General features: G+C 42.7%; 26 protein-coding genes. 2 read left to right on the forward strand and 24 right to left on the reverse strand.

Annotated features, from left to right (window positions below):
- Positions 1–272 precede the first annotated feature (272 nt).
- Positions 273–506 (reverse strand): hypothetical protein, encoded by a 234-nt coding sequence (locus tag J2Z20_RS15970; protein WP_209852674.1) that lies wholly within the window; start codon positions 504–506, stop codon positions 273–275.
- A 105-nt stretch (positions 507–611) separates the two neighbouring features.
- Positions 612–1,229, reverse strand: coding sequence for a stage II sporulation protein M (locus J2Z20_RS15975; RefSeq protein ID WP_209852677.1), 618 nt, complete (start codon positions 1,227–1,229; stop codon positions 612–614).
- A 92-nt stretch (positions 1,230–1,321) separates the two neighbouring features.
- Here J2Z20_RS15975 and pdaB point away from each other — a divergent pair, with 92 nt between their 5' ends.
- The gene (gene pdaB / locus J2Z20_RS15980) at positions 1,322–2,128 is read left to right on the forward strand and encodes a polysaccharide deacetylase family sporulation protein PdaB (protein ID WP_209852680.1); all 807 of its coding nucleotides are present in this window, start codon (positions 1,322–1,324) and stop codon (positions 2,126–2,128) included.
- 34 nt (positions 2,129–2,162) lie between these two features.
- Here pdaB and J2Z20_RS15985 read toward each other — a convergent pair whose 3' ends face one another.
- Positions 2,163–2,750 (reverse strand): KinB-signaling pathway activation protein, encoded by a 588-nt coding sequence (locus J2Z20_RS15985; protein WP_209852683.1) that lies wholly within the window; start codon positions 2,748–2,750, stop codon positions 2,163–2,165.
- 136 nt (positions 2,751–2,886) lie between these two features.
- Between J2Z20_RS15985 and gerD the strand changes: the two genes are divergently transcribed.
- Entirely contained in the window at positions 2,887–3,615 is a 729-nt protein-coding gene (gerD, locus tag J2Z20_RS15990) for a spore germination lipoprotein GerD (protein WP_245252479.1), read from the forward strand.
- A 24-nt stretch (positions 3,616–3,639) separates the two neighbouring features.
- Here gerD and J2Z20_RS15995 read toward each other — a convergent pair whose 3' ends face one another.
- From J2Z20_RS15995 to rplR, 21 genes are all read right to left on the reverse strand, one after another.
- Positions 3,640–4,755: an Mrp/NBP35 family ATP-binding protein gene (locus tag J2Z20_RS15995; RefSeq protein WP_209852686.1), complete on the reverse strand. Its 1,116-nt coding sequence runs from the start codon at positions 4,753–4,755 to the stop codon at positions 3,640–3,642.
- A 90-nt stretch (positions 4,756–4,845) separates the two neighbouring features.
- The gene (cwlD, locus tag J2Z20_RS16000; RefSeq protein WP_209852689.1) at positions 4,846–5,613 is read right to left on the reverse strand and encodes an N-acetylmuramoyl-L-alanine amidase CwlD; all 768 of its coding nucleotides are present in this window, start codon (positions 5,611–5,613) and stop codon (positions 4,846–4,848) included.
- Between the two features lie 72 nt (positions 5,614–5,685).
- Entirely contained in the window at positions 5,686–6,855 is a 1,170-nt protein-coding gene (gene sat / locus J2Z20_RS16005; RefSeq protein ID WP_209852691.1) for a sulfate adenylyltransferase, read from the reverse strand.
- 27 nt (positions 6,856–6,882) lie between these two features.
- Positions 6,883–7,575, reverse strand: coding sequence for a phosphoadenylyl-sulfate reductase (locus J2Z20_RS16010; protein ID WP_209852693.1), 693 nt, complete (start codon positions 7,573–7,575; stop codon positions 6,883–6,885).
- Between the two features lie 155 nt (positions 7,576–7,730).
- Entirely contained in the window at positions 7,731–8,123 is a 393-nt protein-coding gene (gene rpsI / locus J2Z20_RS16015) for a 30S ribosomal protein S9 (protein ID WP_209852695.1), read from the reverse strand.
- A 20-nt stretch (positions 8,124–8,143) separates the two neighbouring features.
- Complete coding sequence (gene rplM / locus J2Z20_RS16020; RefSeq protein WP_209852697.1) at positions 8,144–8,581, reverse strand: 50S ribosomal protein L13; 438 nt, start codon at positions 8,579–8,581, stop codon at positions 8,144–8,146.
- Positions 8,582–8,769: 188 nt separating this feature from the next.
- Positions 8,770–9,555 (reverse strand): tRNA pseudouridine(38-40) synthase TruA, encoded by a 786-nt coding sequence (gene truA / locus J2Z20_RS16025; RefSeq protein ID WP_209852699.1) that lies wholly within the window; start codon positions 9,553–9,555, stop codon positions 8,770–8,772.
- A 189-nt stretch (positions 9,556–9,744) separates the two neighbouring features.
- Positions 9,745–10,110: a 50S ribosomal protein L17 gene (gene rplQ, locus J2Z20_RS16030; protein ID WP_209852703.1), complete on the reverse strand. Its 366-nt coding sequence runs from the start codon at positions 10,108–10,110 to the stop codon at positions 9,745–9,747.
- A 33-nt stretch (positions 10,111–10,143) separates the two neighbouring features.
- On the reverse strand, positions 10,144–11,088 hold the full coding sequence (locus J2Z20_RS16035; RefSeq protein ID WP_209852707.1) for a DNA-directed RNA polymerase subunit alpha: 945 nt from the start codon (positions 11,086–11,088) through the stop codon (positions 10,144–10,146).
- 129 nt (positions 11,089–11,217) lie between these two features.
- A complete protein-coding gene (gene rpsK, locus J2Z20_RS16040) occupies positions 11,218–11,613 on the reverse strand; it encodes a 30S ribosomal protein S11 (protein WP_209852710.1) in 396 nt (131 codons plus the stop codon).
- Positions 11,614–11,629: 16 nt separating this feature from the next.
- On the reverse strand, positions 11,630–11,998 hold the full coding sequence (rpsM, locus tag J2Z20_RS16045; RefSeq protein WP_209852712.1) for a 30S ribosomal protein S13: 369 nt from the start codon (positions 11,996–11,998) through the stop codon (positions 11,630–11,632).
- Positions 11,999–12,018: 20 nt separating this feature from the next.
- On the reverse strand, positions 12,019–12,132 hold the full coding sequence (rpmJ, locus tag J2Z20_RS16050) for a 50S ribosomal protein L36 (protein ID WP_003333770.1): 114 nt from the start codon (positions 12,130–12,132) through the stop codon (positions 12,019–12,021).
- An 80-nt stretch (positions 12,133–12,212) separates the two neighbouring features.
- On the reverse strand, positions 12,213–12,428 hold the full coding sequence (infA, locus tag J2Z20_RS16055; RefSeq protein WP_209852715.1) for a translation initiation factor IF-1: 216 nt from the start codon (positions 12,426–12,428) through the stop codon (positions 12,213–12,215).
- A 2-nt stretch (positions 12,429–12,430) separates the two neighbouring features.
- A complete protein-coding gene (locus J2Z20_RS16060) occupies positions 12,431–12,739 on the reverse strand; it encodes a KOW domain-containing RNA-binding protein (protein WP_209852717.1) in 309 nt (102 codons plus the stop codon).
- Between the two features lie 9 nt (positions 12,740–12,748).
- Positions 12,749–13,501, reverse strand: coding sequence for a type I methionyl aminopeptidase (gene map / locus J2Z20_RS16065; RefSeq protein ID WP_209852719.1), 753 nt, complete (start codon positions 13,499–13,501; stop codon positions 12,749–12,751).
- A 5-nt stretch (positions 13,502–13,506) separates the two neighbouring features.
- Entirely contained in the window at positions 13,507–14,151 is a 645-nt protein-coding gene (locus J2Z20_RS16070; RefSeq protein ID WP_209852721.1) for an adenylate kinase, read from the reverse strand.
- A gap of 92 nt (positions 14,152–14,243) precedes the next feature.
- Positions 14,244–15,542 (reverse strand): preprotein translocase subunit SecY, encoded by a 1,299-nt coding sequence (gene secY, locus J2Z20_RS16075; RefSeq protein ID WP_209852723.1) that lies wholly within the window; start codon positions 15,540–15,542, stop codon positions 14,244–14,246.
- Entirely contained in the window at positions 15,542–15,982 is a 441-nt protein-coding gene (rplO, locus tag J2Z20_RS16080) for a 50S ribosomal protein L15 (protein ID WP_209852727.1), read from the reverse strand. Before rplO ends, secY begins: the two co-directional genes overlap by 1 nt.
- Positions 15,983–16,027: 45 nt before the next feature.
- Entirely contained in the window at positions 16,028–16,213 is a 186-nt protein-coding gene (gene rpmD / locus J2Z20_RS16085; RefSeq protein ID WP_209852730.1) for a 50S ribosomal protein L30, read from the reverse strand.
- Between the two features lie 12 nt (positions 16,214–16,225).
- Positions 16,226–16,723, reverse strand: a complete 498-nt coding sequence (rpsE, locus tag J2Z20_RS16090) for a 30S ribosomal protein S5 (protein ID WP_209852733.1) — start codon at positions 16,721–16,723, stop codon at positions 16,226–16,228.
- A 27-nt stretch (positions 16,724–16,750) separates the two neighbouring features.
- Positions 16,751–17,119, reverse strand: a complete 369-nt coding sequence (gene rplR, locus J2Z20_RS16095; protein WP_209852736.1) for a 50S ribosomal protein L18 — start codon at positions 17,117–17,119, stop codon at positions 16,751–16,753.
- Positions 17,120–17,163 lie beyond the last annotated feature (44 nt).

Raw genomic sequence — 17,163 nt, forward strand, 5'->3', positions numbered from 1 at the left:
AACTGACGAGAACATGTCGTTCTCTATTTTTGAATTTCACCGAAGTGAAATTCACTCACTCGTTGTTCAGTTTTCAAAGATCAAACTCACTTTTTTGTCTTCGCCATGTTTCAGCGGCGACTCTTATAATATATCATATCGTCTATCTTTTCGTCAAGAACTTTTTTTAAGTTTTTTATGAAACTCAATGTTCTCAACGTTTTCTAGACATTCCTACAAAAGAGGAACGAAAAATAATATATCATGAACACGTTTAGTGAGTCAACACTTTTTTAAAATTTATTCAATTGTTGTGTTCGACTGTTACGAGCGTACTTCGACAGCTCTTTAGGTGTAGCAAATCGCGCATACATCCGGAATACGGTTCTGTAACGATTCTCTATAGCAATGCGGATTTGCTGATCTAACCGATGATCCATTAAATCAAGAAGCATCTCGTCCATTTCTTTTCGCAGCATATAGTTCAGTTCTTTACATTCTTTGTCGTTAAATAGCATACCAAGCATGATCATTATCCTCCTTAAATGGACCATATCAATAAGTACGGATGGATGCCGTGTTACTGTTATGCTCACATTTATGGAAAATTATGATTGATGTTAGAATTTTTATTATCGCAACAAATGATAAGTAAGGGTACTCTCAATAATCGCAGCAATACACATGAGCACGACAATCCAAATGGACGCCCTACCCGCTCTCATCATAAATTGTCCCCACTCTGAACCGATTAAAGCCCGCTTCTCCGATTGAAATAAACTCCCCATGCTTCGAAACACGAGACCGCCAAGCTGAAGTCCATATGCGCATGCAATCAGTATTGTAGGTATTTCAATAATGCCATGCGGAAGTAACCCCTTGATGATCAAATCAGACAAATCCGCTCCCCCGTCGACAGTCATTTTTACAACGAACCCAATAACCATTCCATTCACCAATAGAAAAAAGAGCGGAAGTATTCCGAACAACGCGCCAAGAAAAATGATCAGCACCCCTTTAATTGCGTTGTTAAAAAATATAAATAAGAAAAAACTAAGCTCTTGATGTCTGCTCTTTTCAAGCTGCTTGCTTATTTCAGATAATCCACTAATTTGACTCGTTAAAAAATGATGAAGTGCATCAGACCCTACTGTCCCCAAATAAATTCCTAGTATAAAGACAGCTGTAGAAATAAATAACACTCGTTTCATTTGAAGCAAATCTCTTACAAACCCGCTAAAGCGATACATACAAAATCCTCCTGTAAATGTAATAAGTAAAATGTACGAGCATAAATTGTAGTAAACAAGCAATTCTGATAACGAGAGGAGCACTTTTTCACATGAATCAATATTTTTATGTTGTGAACGGTCGAAAGATTAAACGGTTATTTTTCATACTTGCTGCTGCTATATTTGCCATTGGCGTCATCTATGTGGAGAGTGACAATGTCACTGTATTTTCTGAAGATTCTCCGTCTGCTGTCTACAGTGTTCCTACCGAGAAGAAAGTCATTGCACTCACTTTCGATATCAGCTGGGGAGACAAACGCGCAAAGCCTATATTAAATGTGTTAAAAGAAAAAAATGTGCAGAAAGCAACGTTCTTCCTATCCTCGCCTTGGACGAAAACCCATCCCGATATTGTTAAATCCATTCAAGAATACGGATTTGAAATCGGCAGCCATGGGCATAAGTTTACAAATTACAGCAGTTTAGCCGATGAAGATATCCGGGCTCAGATTATTACAGCGCATAGTATTCTTAGTGATGTCACTGGTGAACAACCTAAGCTTATAAGATTTCCAAACGGAGATTTTGATAAACGAGTACTCGATATTGCTAATCGTCTAAATTACAAAGTGATTCAATGGGATACTGATTCCCGTGATTGGGAAAATCCAGGTGTTGATAAAATTGTTAATCGTGTCGTGGATAAGGCTCATCCTGGCGATATCGTGCTCCTTCACGCCAGCGATTCAGCTAAACAAACTGCGGATGCACTTCCAGCCATCATTGACCAACTGCGTGCGAAAGGATATGAGTTTGTAACTGTATCGGAGCTCCTTAACCAAACAGAACTAAAAAGCAATGAAGTGCACGACCAAGCTTGGTTAATGGAGAAGTTAGAAACAGCAGCCGGTATGTAAGTCCATATCGTTTAGCAAAAAAGAGCTAACTCTGTTAGCTCTTTTGTTGTAATATACGATGCAAAAGTAATATTTGGTATGCATTACATGCGAGGAGCGGAATGACAATAAATACAGTTGCATTATTGACGCCTATGCTAAGCACACCAATGACTTCAACAATGGTACCCGTGATCATAAAGAACAAGGTCGGAATAAACGCGCTGGCATTCGTCCCTTTCACTTTATAATAAGCTACGATGACCGCTGTGAGCAAAATAACGATGCCGAGTACAATGTCAGATAACCGATCTGTTTGTCCGCCTACAAATATTCTAAAGAACATAAGCTCCAGCAGTGCTAAAGCCGCAAGTCCTAACTGTATGTACTGCCATACTCTTTTCGAAAAGACACCGACAGCCATGTAGTTCATCATTAAATATGCGAAAAAGCCCATTTGAGAATAAATGCTTACCATTATGCCTGATCCAAGAAGAAGGACACCTAACATGATCACATCAGCAAACCCTTTCAGCTGTGTACCCTGCTCTGTCCATTTAAGAATGACACCCGTGATTAAGGAAGCAACGGCGCCAACAAGTAAGGTTGTCCAAAATAAATAGAACCATCTCTTAAGATTCAATTTTTCTCCTCCTCCACCCTCATACGACACTTTATTTTACCAACGTTCACAATAAAAAACCATGCTTTCACAACATAATTCACAATTGACGTTCACATACTACAAGCAGTAAATCGGAAGAAGGAGGATAAGCAGTATGAAGGCAATGATTCTCCGTACGTTCTGTACTGCCAGCATTCTTATAATAACTCTATCCGGATGCAGTTCTGAACCGAGTTCGTCATCTTCAACAGGCGGATATAAAGAAATGAAATCGATGGTTGTCGATATACTCAAAAGTGATGATGGCCGAAAAGCAATTGAAGAAGCTTTAAGCGGCGGTCAGTCGGGCGGCGGTTCTGGCGGAGGAGTTAGAATGCAAATGCTCTCCGGTCAAGCAACGGATGAAGTACGAGTTGCAGTCAAAAACACAATCACGTCACCCGAATATAAAAAAGAAATTGAAAAAATTATGACAGATCCACAATTTGCAGGGGATTTTGCTAAAGCCATCAGCTCGCAAAATAAAGAGCTTCATAAACAGCTCATTAAAGATCCAACATACCAAAAAGCGATCATGGATATGATGAAATCACCCGAGATGATGAATATGTTTTTAAATTTAACGAAAACGCCTGATTACCGAAAACAATCGATGGCTGTTATGCAGGATGCAATGCAAAGTCCTCTATTTCGCTTGGAAGTTATGAATCTGCTCAAAACAGTTGTTCAGGATGAATTACAGCCAAAAGTTCAAAAAGGCGGGCAAGGAGCGCAAGGTGGGCAAGGAGCGCAAGGCGGGCAAGGCGGCCGAGGTCAAGGTGGAGGCCAAGATGGGCAAGATCAAGGTGATCAAGGTGACGACAGTTCAAGCGGCGGCAGTTAAACCAAAAGAAGGACTGACGTAAAGTCAGTCCTTCTCGCATTTATGAATAACATTCGCCGCCATTTCGTCGTATAATGCTCCAATCTTTGTAGTCGGCTTATACACGGACGGTGAGAAATCCGGTTCAGCAACATGGTTATCTGGAGCTCCAAGTGGAATTTGCGCAAGTAAATCGGTATGCAGCATTTCAGCTAATTTACCACCGCCGCCTCTGCCGAAGATGTAATCTTTCTCTCCACATTTCGAACACTCGTAGTATGCCATGTTCTCAACAACGCCAAGAATTTCATGTTTCGTCTGTATTGCCATTGAACCCGCTCTGGCAGCCACGAAGGCAGCTGTTGCGTGCGGTGTCGTGACTATAATTTCGCTGCTGTGCGGAACCATTTGATGCAGATCAAGCGCAACATCACCTGTACCTGGAGGAAGATCAAGCAGCATATAATCAAGCTGGCCCCAATTTACATCACTGAAAAATTGACGCAGCATTTTGCCAAGCATTGGTCCACGCCATACAACAGGAGCATTCTCACGTACGAGAAAGCCCATCGACATCACTTTAACGCCAAATCGTTCAACAGGCTGAATTACACCATCCTCAACAGACGGTCCTTCTTCGATCCCCATCATATCGGGAATACTAAATCCGTAAATATCTGCATCAATAATGCCTACCCGTTTGCCTGCTCTTGCTAAAGCGGTCGCCAAATTGACGGTAACCGTAGATTTGCCGACGCCTCCTTTACCACTAGCTACTGCTATAAAGTGAACGCCTGATTTTTCATTCAGTATATCAACATTTTCTAGCCCTGCTGCATGCCCTTTATCAGGGATTGATGCTTTAGGTTTTGCGGCAGAAGCGGATGAACTCTTAGTTCCTGCTTTCTCACGCTCCCAATCTGATGCTTTACGAAAACGGATATGTACATCGGAAATATTCATCGTGCTTAGACGTTCTCTGATCTGATGTTCCAATCCTTCTGGAGGATGGTCGCTATCTTCTAAGTAAACCACTGTTAGAGATACATGATTTTCTTTCACCATAATATCTCGCATGAGCTGCATTTCAATATAACTTTTGCCTGTAGATCTGTCTGTAATCGTTTGAAGCGTTTCCAACACTTGTTCTCTAGACAACATAGCTGACAGCACCTCTACTTTTCTTCGTTCATTACTATGATTTATTTACTAACTATTGTTACATTATAACACTTCTAATTATAACAAAGACTATTTATCTTTTCCTGTAGGTTTCTCATTTTTTTCTCCGGACTCATAACGCAGTATTCCCATATAGATGGATGCAGCTACCTTGCGTTGATATTTTTCATCTGCAAGCAGCATCGACTCTTCCGGATGCGATAGAAAACCAACCTCGACCAGTACCGAAGGGATTTTTAATGCTTGCAAGAGATAAACGGTATTTACCGTTTTCGGAATACGATCTGTATTTTCCAAATTACGTCTAAGTTCATTTTGTACAAGGGTAGCAAGTCCTTTACTGTCAGGATGGTTCGGATAATAGAACGTCTGCGCCCCTCTCCACAGATTCGAAGGAATGCTGTTCATATGTATGCTGACAAACAATTCTGCTTGCTGTTCTTCAATATTGCGAAGACGCTGCTTTAGATCTTGCGTTTTCCGTTTGCTGTAGCCCTTAGTCCCACTGTCTGCCAGATCATAATCTCCTTCACGAGTCATTATGACGACAGCCCCTGCTTGCTGCAAATAATCTCTCAAGTATAGTGAAATGGCAAGATTAATATCCTTCTCGATAATCCCTTGCTTGCTCACTGCTCCCCCATCAGGCCCACCGTGTCCAGCATCGAGCGCAATGACTTTACCTGCCAGAGGAAGACTCCAGTAATTGGCCGGCTTCGCGCTTGGCACTTCATATGTTACGACCAGAATGAAGAGTGCAAGCAGACACAGTCCAGTGATCACTCTCTTCAAGTGACTTAGTTGAATCCAGATCATTATCTTCTTCGATTTACGCATACAAAAACACCTCGTCCCATACAGACTCTTATCATCTATATGGGACAAGGTGGACAAATATGACGTTTATGTTTATATTGTAACTTGCTCTTTCATACCCTCAATTAATATTTGCGCCACTTCCGGTCTTGTAAATTCCGGAGGCGGGCATACTCCGTCACGAAGAAGTGCTCTCACTTTCGTTCCAGACAGCGTTAAATGATCTTCACTCTGATGTGGACAAGTTTTACTCGATGCCATGTTACCGCATTTAGTACAGAAGAAGCTGTGCTCAAAAAATAATGGCGTTATCCCCAACTCTTCTGCCGTAAAATTCGAAAAAATTTGCTGTGCTTCATAGGTTCCGTAATATTCACCCACACCCGCATGATCTCTACCCACAATAAAATGTGTACAACCATAATTTTTACGAACAATAGCATGGAAAATTGCTTCTCTTGGTCCAGCATAACGCATCGCTGCAGGAAATACCCCCAGAAATGTTCGATCTTGTGGATAATAATGCTCAAGTAACGTTAAATAGCTCTTCATTCGAACACTCGCCGGGACATCATCAGACTTCGTTTCACCAACGAGCGGATTTAAGAACAATGCATCCACAATTTCCATCGCACTCTTCTGGATATATTCATGTGCCCTGTGGACAGGATTTCTTGTCTGAAAGCCGACAACCGATTTCCAGCCCTTCTCGGCAAAAATACGCCGCGTTTCAGCGGGATCGAAATAAAATTGTTCAAATCGTTCCGGCTTCGGTCTGTTTAGAACTTTTACAGGACCTCCAACATAGTAAGATGGACGTTCAAATAGCTTCTGAACACCCGGATGCGCCGGATCATCCGTTTTATATACTTGCCGTGCTTCATAGACTTGATCCACTTGGTATACACTCTCTACATCAAGAATTGCATAAACGACACCATCACGTTCATCCACAAGCGAGGCTTGTTCCCCTATGGATAACTGATCTGCAATTTCTTTATCCACAGCCAGTGTTATGGGGATACTCCATACCGTTCCATTAGATAACCTCATATCATCCACAACGGATTTATAATCATCTTCATTCAGAAACCCTGTTAAAGGTGAAAACGCGCCTACTCCAATTAAATCTAAGTCTGAGATCGTCCAGTTATTGATTTTTATTTTTCTAAGATTAGCGGCTTGTAATAAAAGATTGTGTTTTTCCTCACCCTGTACTATACGCTGGATCAAAGTACCCCCGTGCGGAAGTATCGCAGTCATCTTCATCTCTCCTTAGGCGATCCGTTATTATTTATGCAGCCCGCATTCGGTTTTATCTGTACCAGACCATCTTCCAGCACGCGGATCTTCCCCTGGCATCACTTGACGTGTGCAATAGGTGCACCCAATACTCGGATAGTTCTGATCATGGAGCGGATTGTAAATGACATGATTCGTACGAATATAGTTCCACACATCTTCAGATGTCCAGCCGGCAATAGGGTTAAATTTAACAAGGCCGAACTTCGTATCGTATTCTACTTTCTTCGCATTAGCCCTAGTCGGCGCTTGATCGCGTCTAATTCCAGTAATCCACGCGTCATATTGGGATAAGATGTGGGTAAGTGGTTCTACTTTACGGAGGTTACAGCATGCGTTCGGATCACTTTTCCACAATTCGTCCCCATATTGCTCTGCTTGCTGCGCCGGTGTTAGTTTCGGGAGAACTTGTATGAATTCAAGATTATAGTGAGATGCTAGTGAATCACGAGTTTGGTATGTTTCTGGAAAATGAAAATTCGTATCCAAATAAAATATGTCTGTGGACGGACTTATTTTCTGTAGCATATCTACAAGCACTACATCTTCAGCACCGAAACTGCATGCAAATGTAATGTTAGGAAATTGATTGACCGCGAAACGAATAACTTCCTCAGCAGATGCATGTTCTAACTCTTCAGCTTTGATTCGAATCAGCTCTTCCTTCTCAAGTAAATTCATTAATCTATTCCCCCAAAATGATATTAATTCCTACTAATTCAATATGATTAAGATAAGTATAATTGTTTTTCCTTTATTGTCAATGCTTGGATTCAGAGCTAAACACAAAAAACCCTTTTCGAAATTCGAAAAGGGTTTTGTATAATATGCAAATATTAACGTTTGGAGAATTGAGGTGCGCGACGAGCCGCTTTAAGACCGTATTTTTTACGTTCTTTCATACGAGGGTCACGAGTCAAGAATCCAGCTTTTTTCAAAGATGAACGGAACTCTGGATCTACTTTAAGCAATGCACGGGAAATACCGTGGCGAATTGCACCAGCTTGACCGGAAATACCGCCACCATTAGCTGTAACAAGAACATCATATTTACCGATTGTGTCTGTTAATGTCAATGGTTGTTTTACGATCAGTTTAAGAGTTTCCAAACCGAAATAATCATTAATGTCACGTTTATTGATGACAATGCGTCCTTCACCCGGTACAAGGCGAACACGTGCTACCGAATGTTTACGACGACCTGTCCCATAGTATTGTACTTGTGCCATGAAACTGTCCTCCCTTTTAATTATCCGCGAAGTTCGTAAACTTCAGGTTTTTGTGCAGCATGTGGATGCTCAGTGCCAGCGTAAGCTTTCAAACGAAGCTTCATTTTTTCACCCTGACGAGTTTTAGGAAGCATTCCGTGTACTGCAAGCTCGATCATACGCTCAGGTTTGTTTTTAACCATGTCTTGTGCAACTGTTACTTTCAAACCACCTGGATGCAAAGAGTGACGATAGTATTTTTTGTTTTGCATTTTTTTGCCTGTCAATACAACTTTATCTGCATTGATGACAATTACGAAATCTCCAGAATCAACGTGTGGAGTAAATTGAGGCTTATGTTTACCGCGAATCAACGCTGCTGCTTCACTAGCCAAACGACCAAGCGTTTTGCCTTCAGCATCGATGATGTACCATTTACGCTCAACTTCATTAGGCTTAGCCATATATGTGGTACGCATGAAAAGATCCTCCTTATTTGCTTCGAAATCTACTTTCGATTTATATTCATTTTCAAGTTTAGTTCGTTAGTTAAATTCGTGAGTAAATCAAGTTCAATTGATGACTCTCTTAACTGGGGCTGTGGGAAAGCCGTTAAGAAAACACAATTTTTATTTTACAGCATCACACATAAAACCGCAAGTGCTATTTATGATTTATCGTCTAATTCATCGTATTCTACGCTCCACAGCATCAAGCCTTGGCTTACCGCAGTTGGACCTGCAGCAGAACGGTCTTGAGCCTGTAAAATACGCAGCATATCTTCAGGCGAACGTTTCCCTTCACCCACTTGAATCAGAGTCCCCATAATGATACGTACCATATGCTGCAAAAATCCATTACCCGTAATGTACGTATGAAGCACTCCCTGATCCCGAGTACCTGCTCGTGACATGGATGTATCTACTTCAATGCGGGCATTATAAATGGTGCGCACATGACTTGTCTTGGTTGAATGACGCGATGCAAACGAAGTGTAATCATGCGTTCCGATCAGATACTCAAGTCCCTGCTGCATCGCGGGTATATCAAGCTTACCTGGATGGTGAACTTGGTACCGCCTTTGAAATACATCAGGAAATTGATTGGCATTGATCGTATACCGATAAGTCTTACGCTTTGCAGAGCGCCTTGAATGAAAAGATAACGGCACTTCACGGGCACTCGTTACGATAATATCGTCTGGCAATCTTGCATTTAATGCAAGACACCAACGCTCTACAGGTATAGCCGAAGAAGTGTGGAAATGAAACACCTGACTTCTCGCATGCACCCCTGCATCCGTACGCCCAGATCCATGAATCTTCACTGTTTCACCCGTGAGAAGACGAATCGCCTCCTCAATATGATCCTGAATCGTATTGCCGCCAGGCTGCGTTTGAAATCCGTTATACGCCGTGCCATCAAAACTGACCGTCATACATAAATTACGCATTCGCTTGTTCCTCCACTTTGATCCATAAAACATATGCTTAGGGGGATTTAGGGGGTCGTCATCAAATAAAAGAGAAGCTCCCTTCGAAGCTTCTCTAATCTGCTATTAACGCAGCTTCCGAAATGAAGAGAAAAAAAGGGTTTGTTCAGAATCAGTTGATCCTGTCCACCCTTTCCCCATCCGGCCTACTTACGCGCGGTCAACAAGTTCCAAATAAACCATTGGAGCAGAGTCACCACGACGAGGTCCTAATTTAAGAATACGAGTGTATCCACCTGGACGCTCAGAGTAACGTGCAGCCAATTCTGTAAACAGTTTTTGAATTGCATCTTGCTCTCCATCAACGGATTCACGGCGAACATAAGCTGCCACTTGACGACGAGCGTGAAGGTCTCCACGTTTAGCCGTTGTGATCAGTTTTTCAGCGATAGAACGAACCTCTTTAGCTTTCGCTTCTGTAGTTTCGATACGCTCGTATAAGAATAGGTCAGTTACCAGGTCACGAAACAATGCTTTACGTGCGCTGGAGTCACGTCCCAACTTTTGGTATGCCATGTTTTTCCCTCCTTCACGAAACAATCATGCAGTTTATTCTTCTGTCCGAAGTCCGAGTCCAAGCTCTTGGAGCTTCTCTTGAACTTCTTCCAAAGATTTGCGTCCGAGGTTACGGACTTTCATCATATCTTCTTCCGTTTTCGTTGTTAACTCCTGCACCGTATTAATACCGGCACGTTTGAGGCAGTTATAGGAACGGACAGAAAGATCGAGCTCTTCGATAGTCATCTCGAGCACTTTTTCTTTTTTATCTTCTTCTTTTTCAACCATAATTTCAGCATCTTTAGCTTCGTCCGTGAGACCCACGAACAGCATCAAATGCTCGGTTAAAATTTTGGCGCCGAGGCTTACCGCTTCTTCCGGTTTAATACTTCCGTCGGTCCATACTTCAAGCGTTAGCTTGTCATAGTTGGTCACTTGACCAACCCGCGTATTTTCCACGCCATAATTGACGCGAGCAATCGGGGTATAGATCGAATCCACGGGAATTACACCAATTGGTTGATCATCACGTTTGTTCCGATCTGCCAGTACAAAACCGCGACCTCGATTGGCATAAATGCGCATATGGAGTCTAGAACCCGGTTCAAGCGTAGCAATGTGAAGATCTGGATTCAGAATCTCAACATCACTATCCGCACGAATATCTCCTGCTGTTACAACTCCTTCGCCCTCAGCATCAATCTCAAGGATTTTCTCCTCATCAGAATGAATTTTAAGCGATAGAGCCTTCAAGTTCAGAATGATCTCCGTTACGTCTTCCATAACTCCAGGAACCGTTGCGAACTCATGCAGAACACCATCGATTTGAACCGAGGTGACTGCTGCACCTGGAAGAGATGAGAGCAAAATTCGGCGAAGTGAATTCCCGAGTGTTGTCCCATATCCGCGCTCAAGTGGTTCTACCACGAATTTCCCATAAGTGCCCTCATCGTTAACGTCTACGGTCTCAATTTTCGGCTTTTCGATTTCTATCACGAGATACCCCTCCTTCAAAACATCGCTCTATATGAAACTGTTACCTTTTAAAGTCGAACCATGTAGTATGCCTAAACAACCATTCTTCTCAAGTTGTGCCGGATTTATACCACATTAAGGCACGCTTCATTAGACACGACGACGTTTTGGTGGACGGCATCCATTGTGCGGAATAGGCGTTACGTCTTTAATCAAGTTAATTTCAAGACCTGCTGCTTGCAGAGAACGGATAGCCGCTTCACGGCCTGCACCAGGACCTTTAACCATAACTTCAACGGATTTCATGCCGTGTTCCATAGCTGCTTTTGCTGCTGTTTCAGCTGCCATTTGCGCTGCAAATGGAGTTGATTTACGGGAACCTTTAAATCCAAGGTTACCGGAGCTAGCCCATGAAATTGCATTTCCGTGTGGGTCGGTAATCGTAACGATCGTATTGTTGAATGTGGAGCGGATATGTGCCACACCAGATTCAATATTTTTACGGTCACGACGTTTAGTACGTACGACTTTCTTTGGTTTAGCCATTGTCTCTTATCCCTCCTTACTTCTTCTTGTTCGCTACCGTACGACGAGGGCCTTTACGTGTACGAGCATTCGTTTTAGTACGTTGTCCACGAACTGGTAGACCGCGACGATGACGAAGACCACGGTAGGAACCAATCTCGATCAAACGTTTAATATTCAAGGAAATTTCACGACGCAAATCGCCTTCTACTTTGACGTTCTTGTCGATATTTTCACGTAGTTTGCTAATTTCATCTTCTGTCAGATCACGAACACGAGTGTCCTTATTAATGCCTGTTTCGCTCAAAATTTTCTGTGAAGTCGTTTTACCGATTCCGAAAATATAAGTCAAGGCGATCTCAACGCGTTTATCACGTGGTAAATCCACACCAGCTATACGAGCCATTTTACGCTACACCCCCTTTATTAACCTTGTTTTTGTTTGTGTTTAGGATTTTCACAAATTACCATTACATTCCCTTTGCGACGAATGACTTTGCATTTTTCGCAAATAGGTTTTACAGAAGGTCTTACCTTCATGTTAATTACCTCCTTAAAGTCTTGCGAAGCAAAACTCTTTTCGTAAGCATTCACGGTTTCCTGTTCGGAAACTGTATTAACTATTTGCGGTAAGTTATACGACCTTTAGTTAAATCATAAGGTGATAACTGTACGACCACTTTGTCCCCTGTCAGAATACGGATGAAGTGCATCCGCAGCTTTCCGGAAACATGAGCAAGTATTTGATGACCGTTCTCAAGTTCTACTCTGAACGTAGCATTCGGCAACGGTTCAATGACAGTACCTTCCACTTCAATGACATCTTCTTTGGACACAGTTAGTCTCCTTTCTCTTCAGCATTGGTTTTGGTGGATTGCAGATACTTCGTAACTGCATAACGGAGTTTTCCGTTTGTCACCCGACCGCTCTCATTTAAACTGTTTACAACTTCGCTGCTGATTACAGGTTCCAGTTCTAGATGAAGAAGATTCTTCTTCTTTGGTGCATCAAACTTACGTTTATCTCCATCAGCGATATAGACGAATTTCTCATCAGCGATGGCAACGATGACTCCAACCTGTCCGCGATCTCTGCCTTTCAGGATTTTCACAATTTGACCGATTTGCGGGCCGACATTGTTGTTCAATGCAATCACCTACGAATCCAGTTTCGTGAAAATTTCCATACCATCTGGTGTTACCGCAACCGTATGTTCAAAATGAGCACACAGTGAACCATCTACCGTAACAACTGTCCAGTTGTCTTCCAACGTTTTTACATACCGTTCTCCGGCATTGACCATCGGCTCAATACATAATACCATACCTGGCTTAAGTCGTGGTCCGCGATCAGGTATACCGTAGTTAGGAATTTGTGGTTCCTCATGAAGTTCGGTTCCAATTCCATGACCAACATATTCCCGTACAACCGAGAAACCCCTATCTTCAATGTACCGCTGAATCGCATGAGATATTGTAAACAGACGCACTTCTGGTTTGACAAGCGCTAGACCTGCCATCAGAGCTCCTTCAGTGACATCTAGTAAACGCTGCGCCTCCTCGGAGATTTTTCCTACAGGATAGGTCCAGGCCGAGTCAGCGTGATAGCCTTTAAACTGAGCACCAATGTCAGCAGTAAAGATGTCGCCTTCGTTTAATATGCGTTTGCCGGGAAACCCGTGAACCAATTGTTCGTTAACTGAAGCGCAAATGCTCGCAGGAAAACCATTGTAACCTTTAAAAGATGGCACTGCTCCTTGACTGCGAATATACTGCTCGGCGATATGATCGAGTTCTCCCGTCGTGATCCCCGGCTCAATCGCTTCCTTAAGGAGACGATGTGTCTCTGCCACAATTCGCCCTGCTTCCTTCATAAAGCCTAGTTCCGTTTCGGACTTAACAATGATCATTACATCTAACCTCGCAGTAGGGATACGATCTCTTGTGAAACCGCACCAATTTCCATTTCGCCATCGATCTGACGCAGCAAACCTTTTCCCTCATAGAATGTAAGGAGAGGTGCTGTTTTGTTAAGATACTCATCGAGTCTTGTACCAACACTTTCTTCATTATCATCAGAACGTTGATACAATTCTCCGCCGCACTTATCACAAACTCCATCCTCTTTTGGAGGATTGAAAATTACATGATAAGTTGATCCGCAGTTTTTGCAAATACGGCGTCCCGTTAAACGGGCAAGCAATCTATTACGGTCTACCTTCAGGTTAATAACGTGATCTAATTTGCGGTTCATGGAACTTAGGATGTTATCCAGCGCTTCTGCTTGCGATAAAGTTCTTGGAAATCCGTCCAGCAAGAATCCTTTTTCGCAATCAGGCTGTTTAAGCCGTTCTTCCACAATGCCGATCGTCACGTCATCAGGTACTAGCAGGCCTTGATCCATATATTCTTTAGCCTTAAGGCCAATTGGAGTTCCTTGTTTAATCGCCAGACGAAAAGCATCGCCAGTAGATATATGAGGAATACCGAATTCTTTCACAATGACTTCTGCTTGTGTTCCTTTTCCTGCCCCAGGAGGCCCCATGAATAATATGTTCACGTTATGTCACTCCCTCTAAGACTGACGCAATACAATAAACAATAAAGTAGGCGCCGGGCGAGTCTAATATGCTCTCGACCGGAACCTATCTGTTATTTTTTGATAAATCCTTTGTAATGACGTTTAATCAATTGGCTCTCGATTTGCTTCATCGTATCAAGGGCAACCCCGATAATGATGAGCAGCGATGTACCACCGATCTTAACAGATCTAGGAAGACCTGCTACTGTTCCAAAGAATACCGGCAATACCGAAATGACAGCCAAGAAAAGTGCACCCGTCATCGTCAATCTAGACATGACTTTGGTCAAGTACGTAGCCGTCGTCTTACCAGGACGAATGCCTGGGACATAACCGCCATTTTTCTTCATGTTGTCCGCCATTTGGGTCGGGTTCATTTGCACGAACGTGTAGAAGTACGTAAATCCGATAATCATCAGAACATACAGTACCATACCGAGCGGCTTATCATAGTACATGTGAGTCGTAATCCATTGTGCCCAACCTTTACCTGCCCAGAAACTAGCGATAATAATTGGGAACTGCAGCAACGATACAGCGAAGATGACTGGAATAACGCCCGCAGAATTAATTTTCAGCGGAATATGCGTATTTTGTCCTCCGTACATTTTGTTGCCTACAACACGTTTTGCGTATTGTACTGGAATTTTACGAATCGCTTGTTGAATATAAATAACTCCGACAATGATCAAAATTACAACAAGTGCAATAATGATCAGTTTGACGATATTCAAGAACAATTGATCAGCTTGAATAAACTCTGATTGCACTGTATCACGAATATATTGAGGAATATTCGCTACAATACCTGCAAAGATAATAATCGAAATACCATTGCCGATCCCTTTTTCTGTGATTTGCTCACCAAGCCACATAAGGAACGATGTTCCTGCAGTAAGAATGATCGCGATCATCAGATAAGTGACAAATGTAGCATCTGGAACCATCCTTGCGCCGTACAAACGATTAAAACCGATAGATGTTGCAAATGCTTGGATCAGTCCCAAGATAACTGTTCCGTATCTTGTGAACTGAGCCAATTTCTTTTTGCCGTGCTCCCCTTGTTTTGCCCATTCAGCAAATTTAGGAATAACGTCCATCGATAAAAGTTGCACGATGATGGACGAAGTGATATACGGCATAATCCCGAGGGCGAAGATTGAAAACTTAGACAACGCTCCGCCCGAGAATGTGTTCAAAAGACCAAATAATTCACTACCCTGTTGGTTTACCTGTTCAAAAACAGTTTTATCTACACCCGGAACCGGTACGAAGGATCCAATGCGATATACAATCAGAACTAAAAGGGTAAACAGAATACGACTTCGAAGGTCTTCGACCCGCCATATATTCCTTAGGGTTTTAAACATTAGATCACCTCGGTTTTACCGCCGGCAGCCTCGATCTTCTCTACCGCAGATTGTGAGAACTTATTGGCTTTTACAGTCAATTTAACATTGATTTCACCGTTACCAAGAATCTTGATTCCGCTTTTAGCATCTTTCACGATACCGTTCTCGATCAAGAATTGCGGAGTCACTTCAGTGTCTGCTGCAAAGCTGTTAAGCTCTTCGATGTTCACAATCGCATACTCTTTACGAGTTGGATTCACAAAACCACGTTTCGGCAAGCGACGATATAGTGGGTTTTGACCACCTTCGAAGCCCGGACGAACACCACCGCCGGAACGAGCGTTTTGTCCTTTATGACCGCGACCAGATGTTTTACCTGTACCGCTACTAGTACCGCGACCTACGCGTTTGCGTTCTTTGCGAGCACCAGGAGCTGAGGAAAGCTCATGTAACTTCATCGTTCGTTGCACCTCCTTAATAATTCTAGGTTAATTCACAAAGAATTAACCTTCAATTTCTTTAACAGAAACCAAATGGCTCACTTGATTAATCATTCCGCGAATTGCGGGGTTGTCGTTATGAACCACAGTTTGATTTAATTTACGCAATCCTAAAGTGTTGACGGTAGTACGTTGTTTCTCAGAACGACCGATCAAACTCCGTACGAGGGTAATTTCTAATTTTGCCATGACATTCCCTCCTTAGCCCAAAAGCTCTTCGACGGATTTTCCACGTAATTTTGCAACATCTTCAGCGCGTTTCAGACGGGACAAGCCCTCCAAAGTCGCGTTTACCATGTTCATGGAGTTCGAAGAACCAAGAGATTTTGTCAAGATGTCACCTACACCAGCCAGTTCGAGAACCGCACGAACCGGACCTCCAGCGATAACCCCAGTACCTTCCGAAGCCGGTTTTAAAAGAACACGGCCAGCACCGAAGTGACCAATAACTTGGTGAGGAATAGTTGTTCCTACAAGCGGAACATAAACTAGATTTTTCTTCGCATCTTCAATACCTTTGCGAATTGCATCAGGTACTTCGCCTGCTTTACCGATACCAGCTCCAACCCAGCCTTTGCCGTCACCGACAACTACTAGTGCGCTGAAGCTAAAACGGCGTCCGCCTTTAACTACTTTAGCTACGCGGTTAATATTTACAACTCTTTCAGTCAGTTCTAAAGTGTTCGGATCTACACGCAAGTCGTTAACCTCCTTTTAGAAAATGTCTTAGAATTCAAGACCTGCTTCACGAGCAGCATCAGCTAGTGCTTGAATCCGTCCATGGTACAAGTATCCTCCACGGTCAAATACCACATTTGCAAAACCTTTATCTTTAGCGCGTTTAGCGATCAATGCTCCAACTTTACGAGCAGCTTCTACGCTGCCGCCGTTACCAATTTCACCGCTAAGCTCTTTATCAAGAGTAGATGCTGATGCAAGTGTCACGCCAGCTACATCATCGATCAATTGAGCATAAATATGTTTGGAGGAACGGAATACGTTGAGTCTTGGACGCTCAGCCGTTCCTTGGATTTTCTTACGAACGCGCAAATGTCTTTTCAGACGAGCTTTGTTTTTATCTTCTTTCGTAATCATGCTTCCTTTTCACTCCCTTCAGTTTTGCCATCACAGCTTCACAT

The sequence above is a fragment of the Paenibacillus sediminis genome, from assembly GCF_017873765.1.
Taxonomy (GTDB): Bacteria; Bacillota; Bacilli; order Paenibacillales; family Paenibacillaceae; genus Paenibacillus_AG; species Paenibacillus_AG sediminis.

What these genes read in the sequence shown, in the direction of transcription:
- J2Z20_RS15970 (WP_209852674.1), bottom strand. Translation starts at nt 506, where the DNA reads ATGCTTGGTATGCTATTTAACGACAAAGAATGTAAAGAACTGAACTAT.
- J2Z20_RS15975 (WP_209852677.1), bottom strand. Translation starts at nt 1,229, where the DNA reads ATGTATCGCTTTAGCGGGTTTGTAAGAGATTTGCTTCAAATGAAACGA.
- pdaB (WP_209852680.1), top strand. Translation starts at nt 1,322, where the DNA reads ATGAATCAATATTTTTATGTTGTGAACGGTCGAAAGATTAAACGGTTA.
- gerD (WP_245252479.1), top strand. Translation starts at nt 2,887, where the DNA reads ATGAAGGCAATGATTCTCCGTACGTTCTGTACTGCCAGCATTCTTATA.
- J2Z20_RS15995 (WP_209852686.1), bottom strand. Translation starts at nt 4,755, where the DNA reads ATGTTGTCTAGAGAACAAGTGTTGGAAACGCTTCAAACGATTACAGAC.
- cwlD (WP_209852689.1), bottom strand. Translation starts at nt 5,613, where the DNA reads ATGCGTAAATCGAAGAAGATAATGATCTGGATTCAACTAAGTCACTTG.
- sat (WP_209852691.1), bottom strand. Translation starts at nt 6,855, where the DNA reads ATGACTGCGATACTTCCGCACGGGGGTACTTTGATCCAGCGTATAGTA.
- J2Z20_RS16010 (WP_209852693.1), bottom strand. Translation starts at nt 7,575, where the DNA reads ATGAATTTACTTGAGAAGGAAGAGCTGATTCGAATCAAAGCTGAAGAG.
- rpsI (WP_209852695.1), bottom strand. Translation starts at nt 8,123, where the DNA reads ATGGCACAAGTACAATACTATGGGACAGGTCGTCGTAAACATTCGGTA.
- rplM (WP_209852697.1), bottom strand. Translation starts at nt 8,581, where the DNA reads ATGCGTACCACATATATGGCTAAGCCTAATGAAGTTGAGCGTAAATGG.
- truA (WP_209852699.1), bottom strand. Translation starts at nt 9,555, where the DNA reads ATGCGTAATTTATGTATGACGGTCAGTTTTGATGGCACGGCGTATAAC.
- rplQ (WP_209852703.1), bottom strand. Translation starts at nt 10,110, where the DNA reads ATGGCATACCAAAAGTTGGGACGTGACTCCAGCGCACGTAAAGCATTG.
- rpsK (WP_209852710.1), bottom strand. Translation starts at nt 11,613, where the DNA reads ATGGCTAAACCAAAGAAAGTCGTACGTACTAAACGTCGTGACCGTAAA.
- rpsM (WP_209852712.1), bottom strand. Translation starts at nt 11,998, where the DNA reads ATGGCTCGTATAGCTGGTGTGGATTTACCACGTGATAAACGCGTTGAG.
- rpmJ (WP_003333770.1), bottom strand. Translation starts at nt 12,132, where the DNA reads ATGAAGGTAAGACCTTCTGTAAAACCTATTTGCGAAAAATGCAAAGTC.
- map (WP_209852719.1), bottom strand. Translation starts at nt 13,501, where the DNA reads ATGATCATTGTTAAGTCCGAAACGGAACTAGGCTTTATGAAGGAAGCA.
- secY (WP_209852723.1), bottom strand. Translation starts at nt 15,542, where the DNA reads ATGTTTAAAACCCTAAGGAATATATGGCGGGTCGAAGACCTTCGAAGT.
- rplO (WP_209852727.1), bottom strand. Translation starts at nt 15,982, where the DNA reads ATGAAGTTACATGAGCTTTCCTCAGCTCCTGGTGCTCGCAAAGAACGC.
- rpmD (WP_209852730.1), bottom strand. Translation starts at nt 16,213, where the DNA reads ATGGCAAAATTAGAAATTACCCTCGTACGGAGTTTGATCGGTCGTTCT.
- rplR (WP_209852736.1), bottom strand. Translation starts at nt 17,119, where the DNA reads ATGATTACGAAAGAAGATAAAAACAAAGCTCGTCTGAAAAGACATTTG.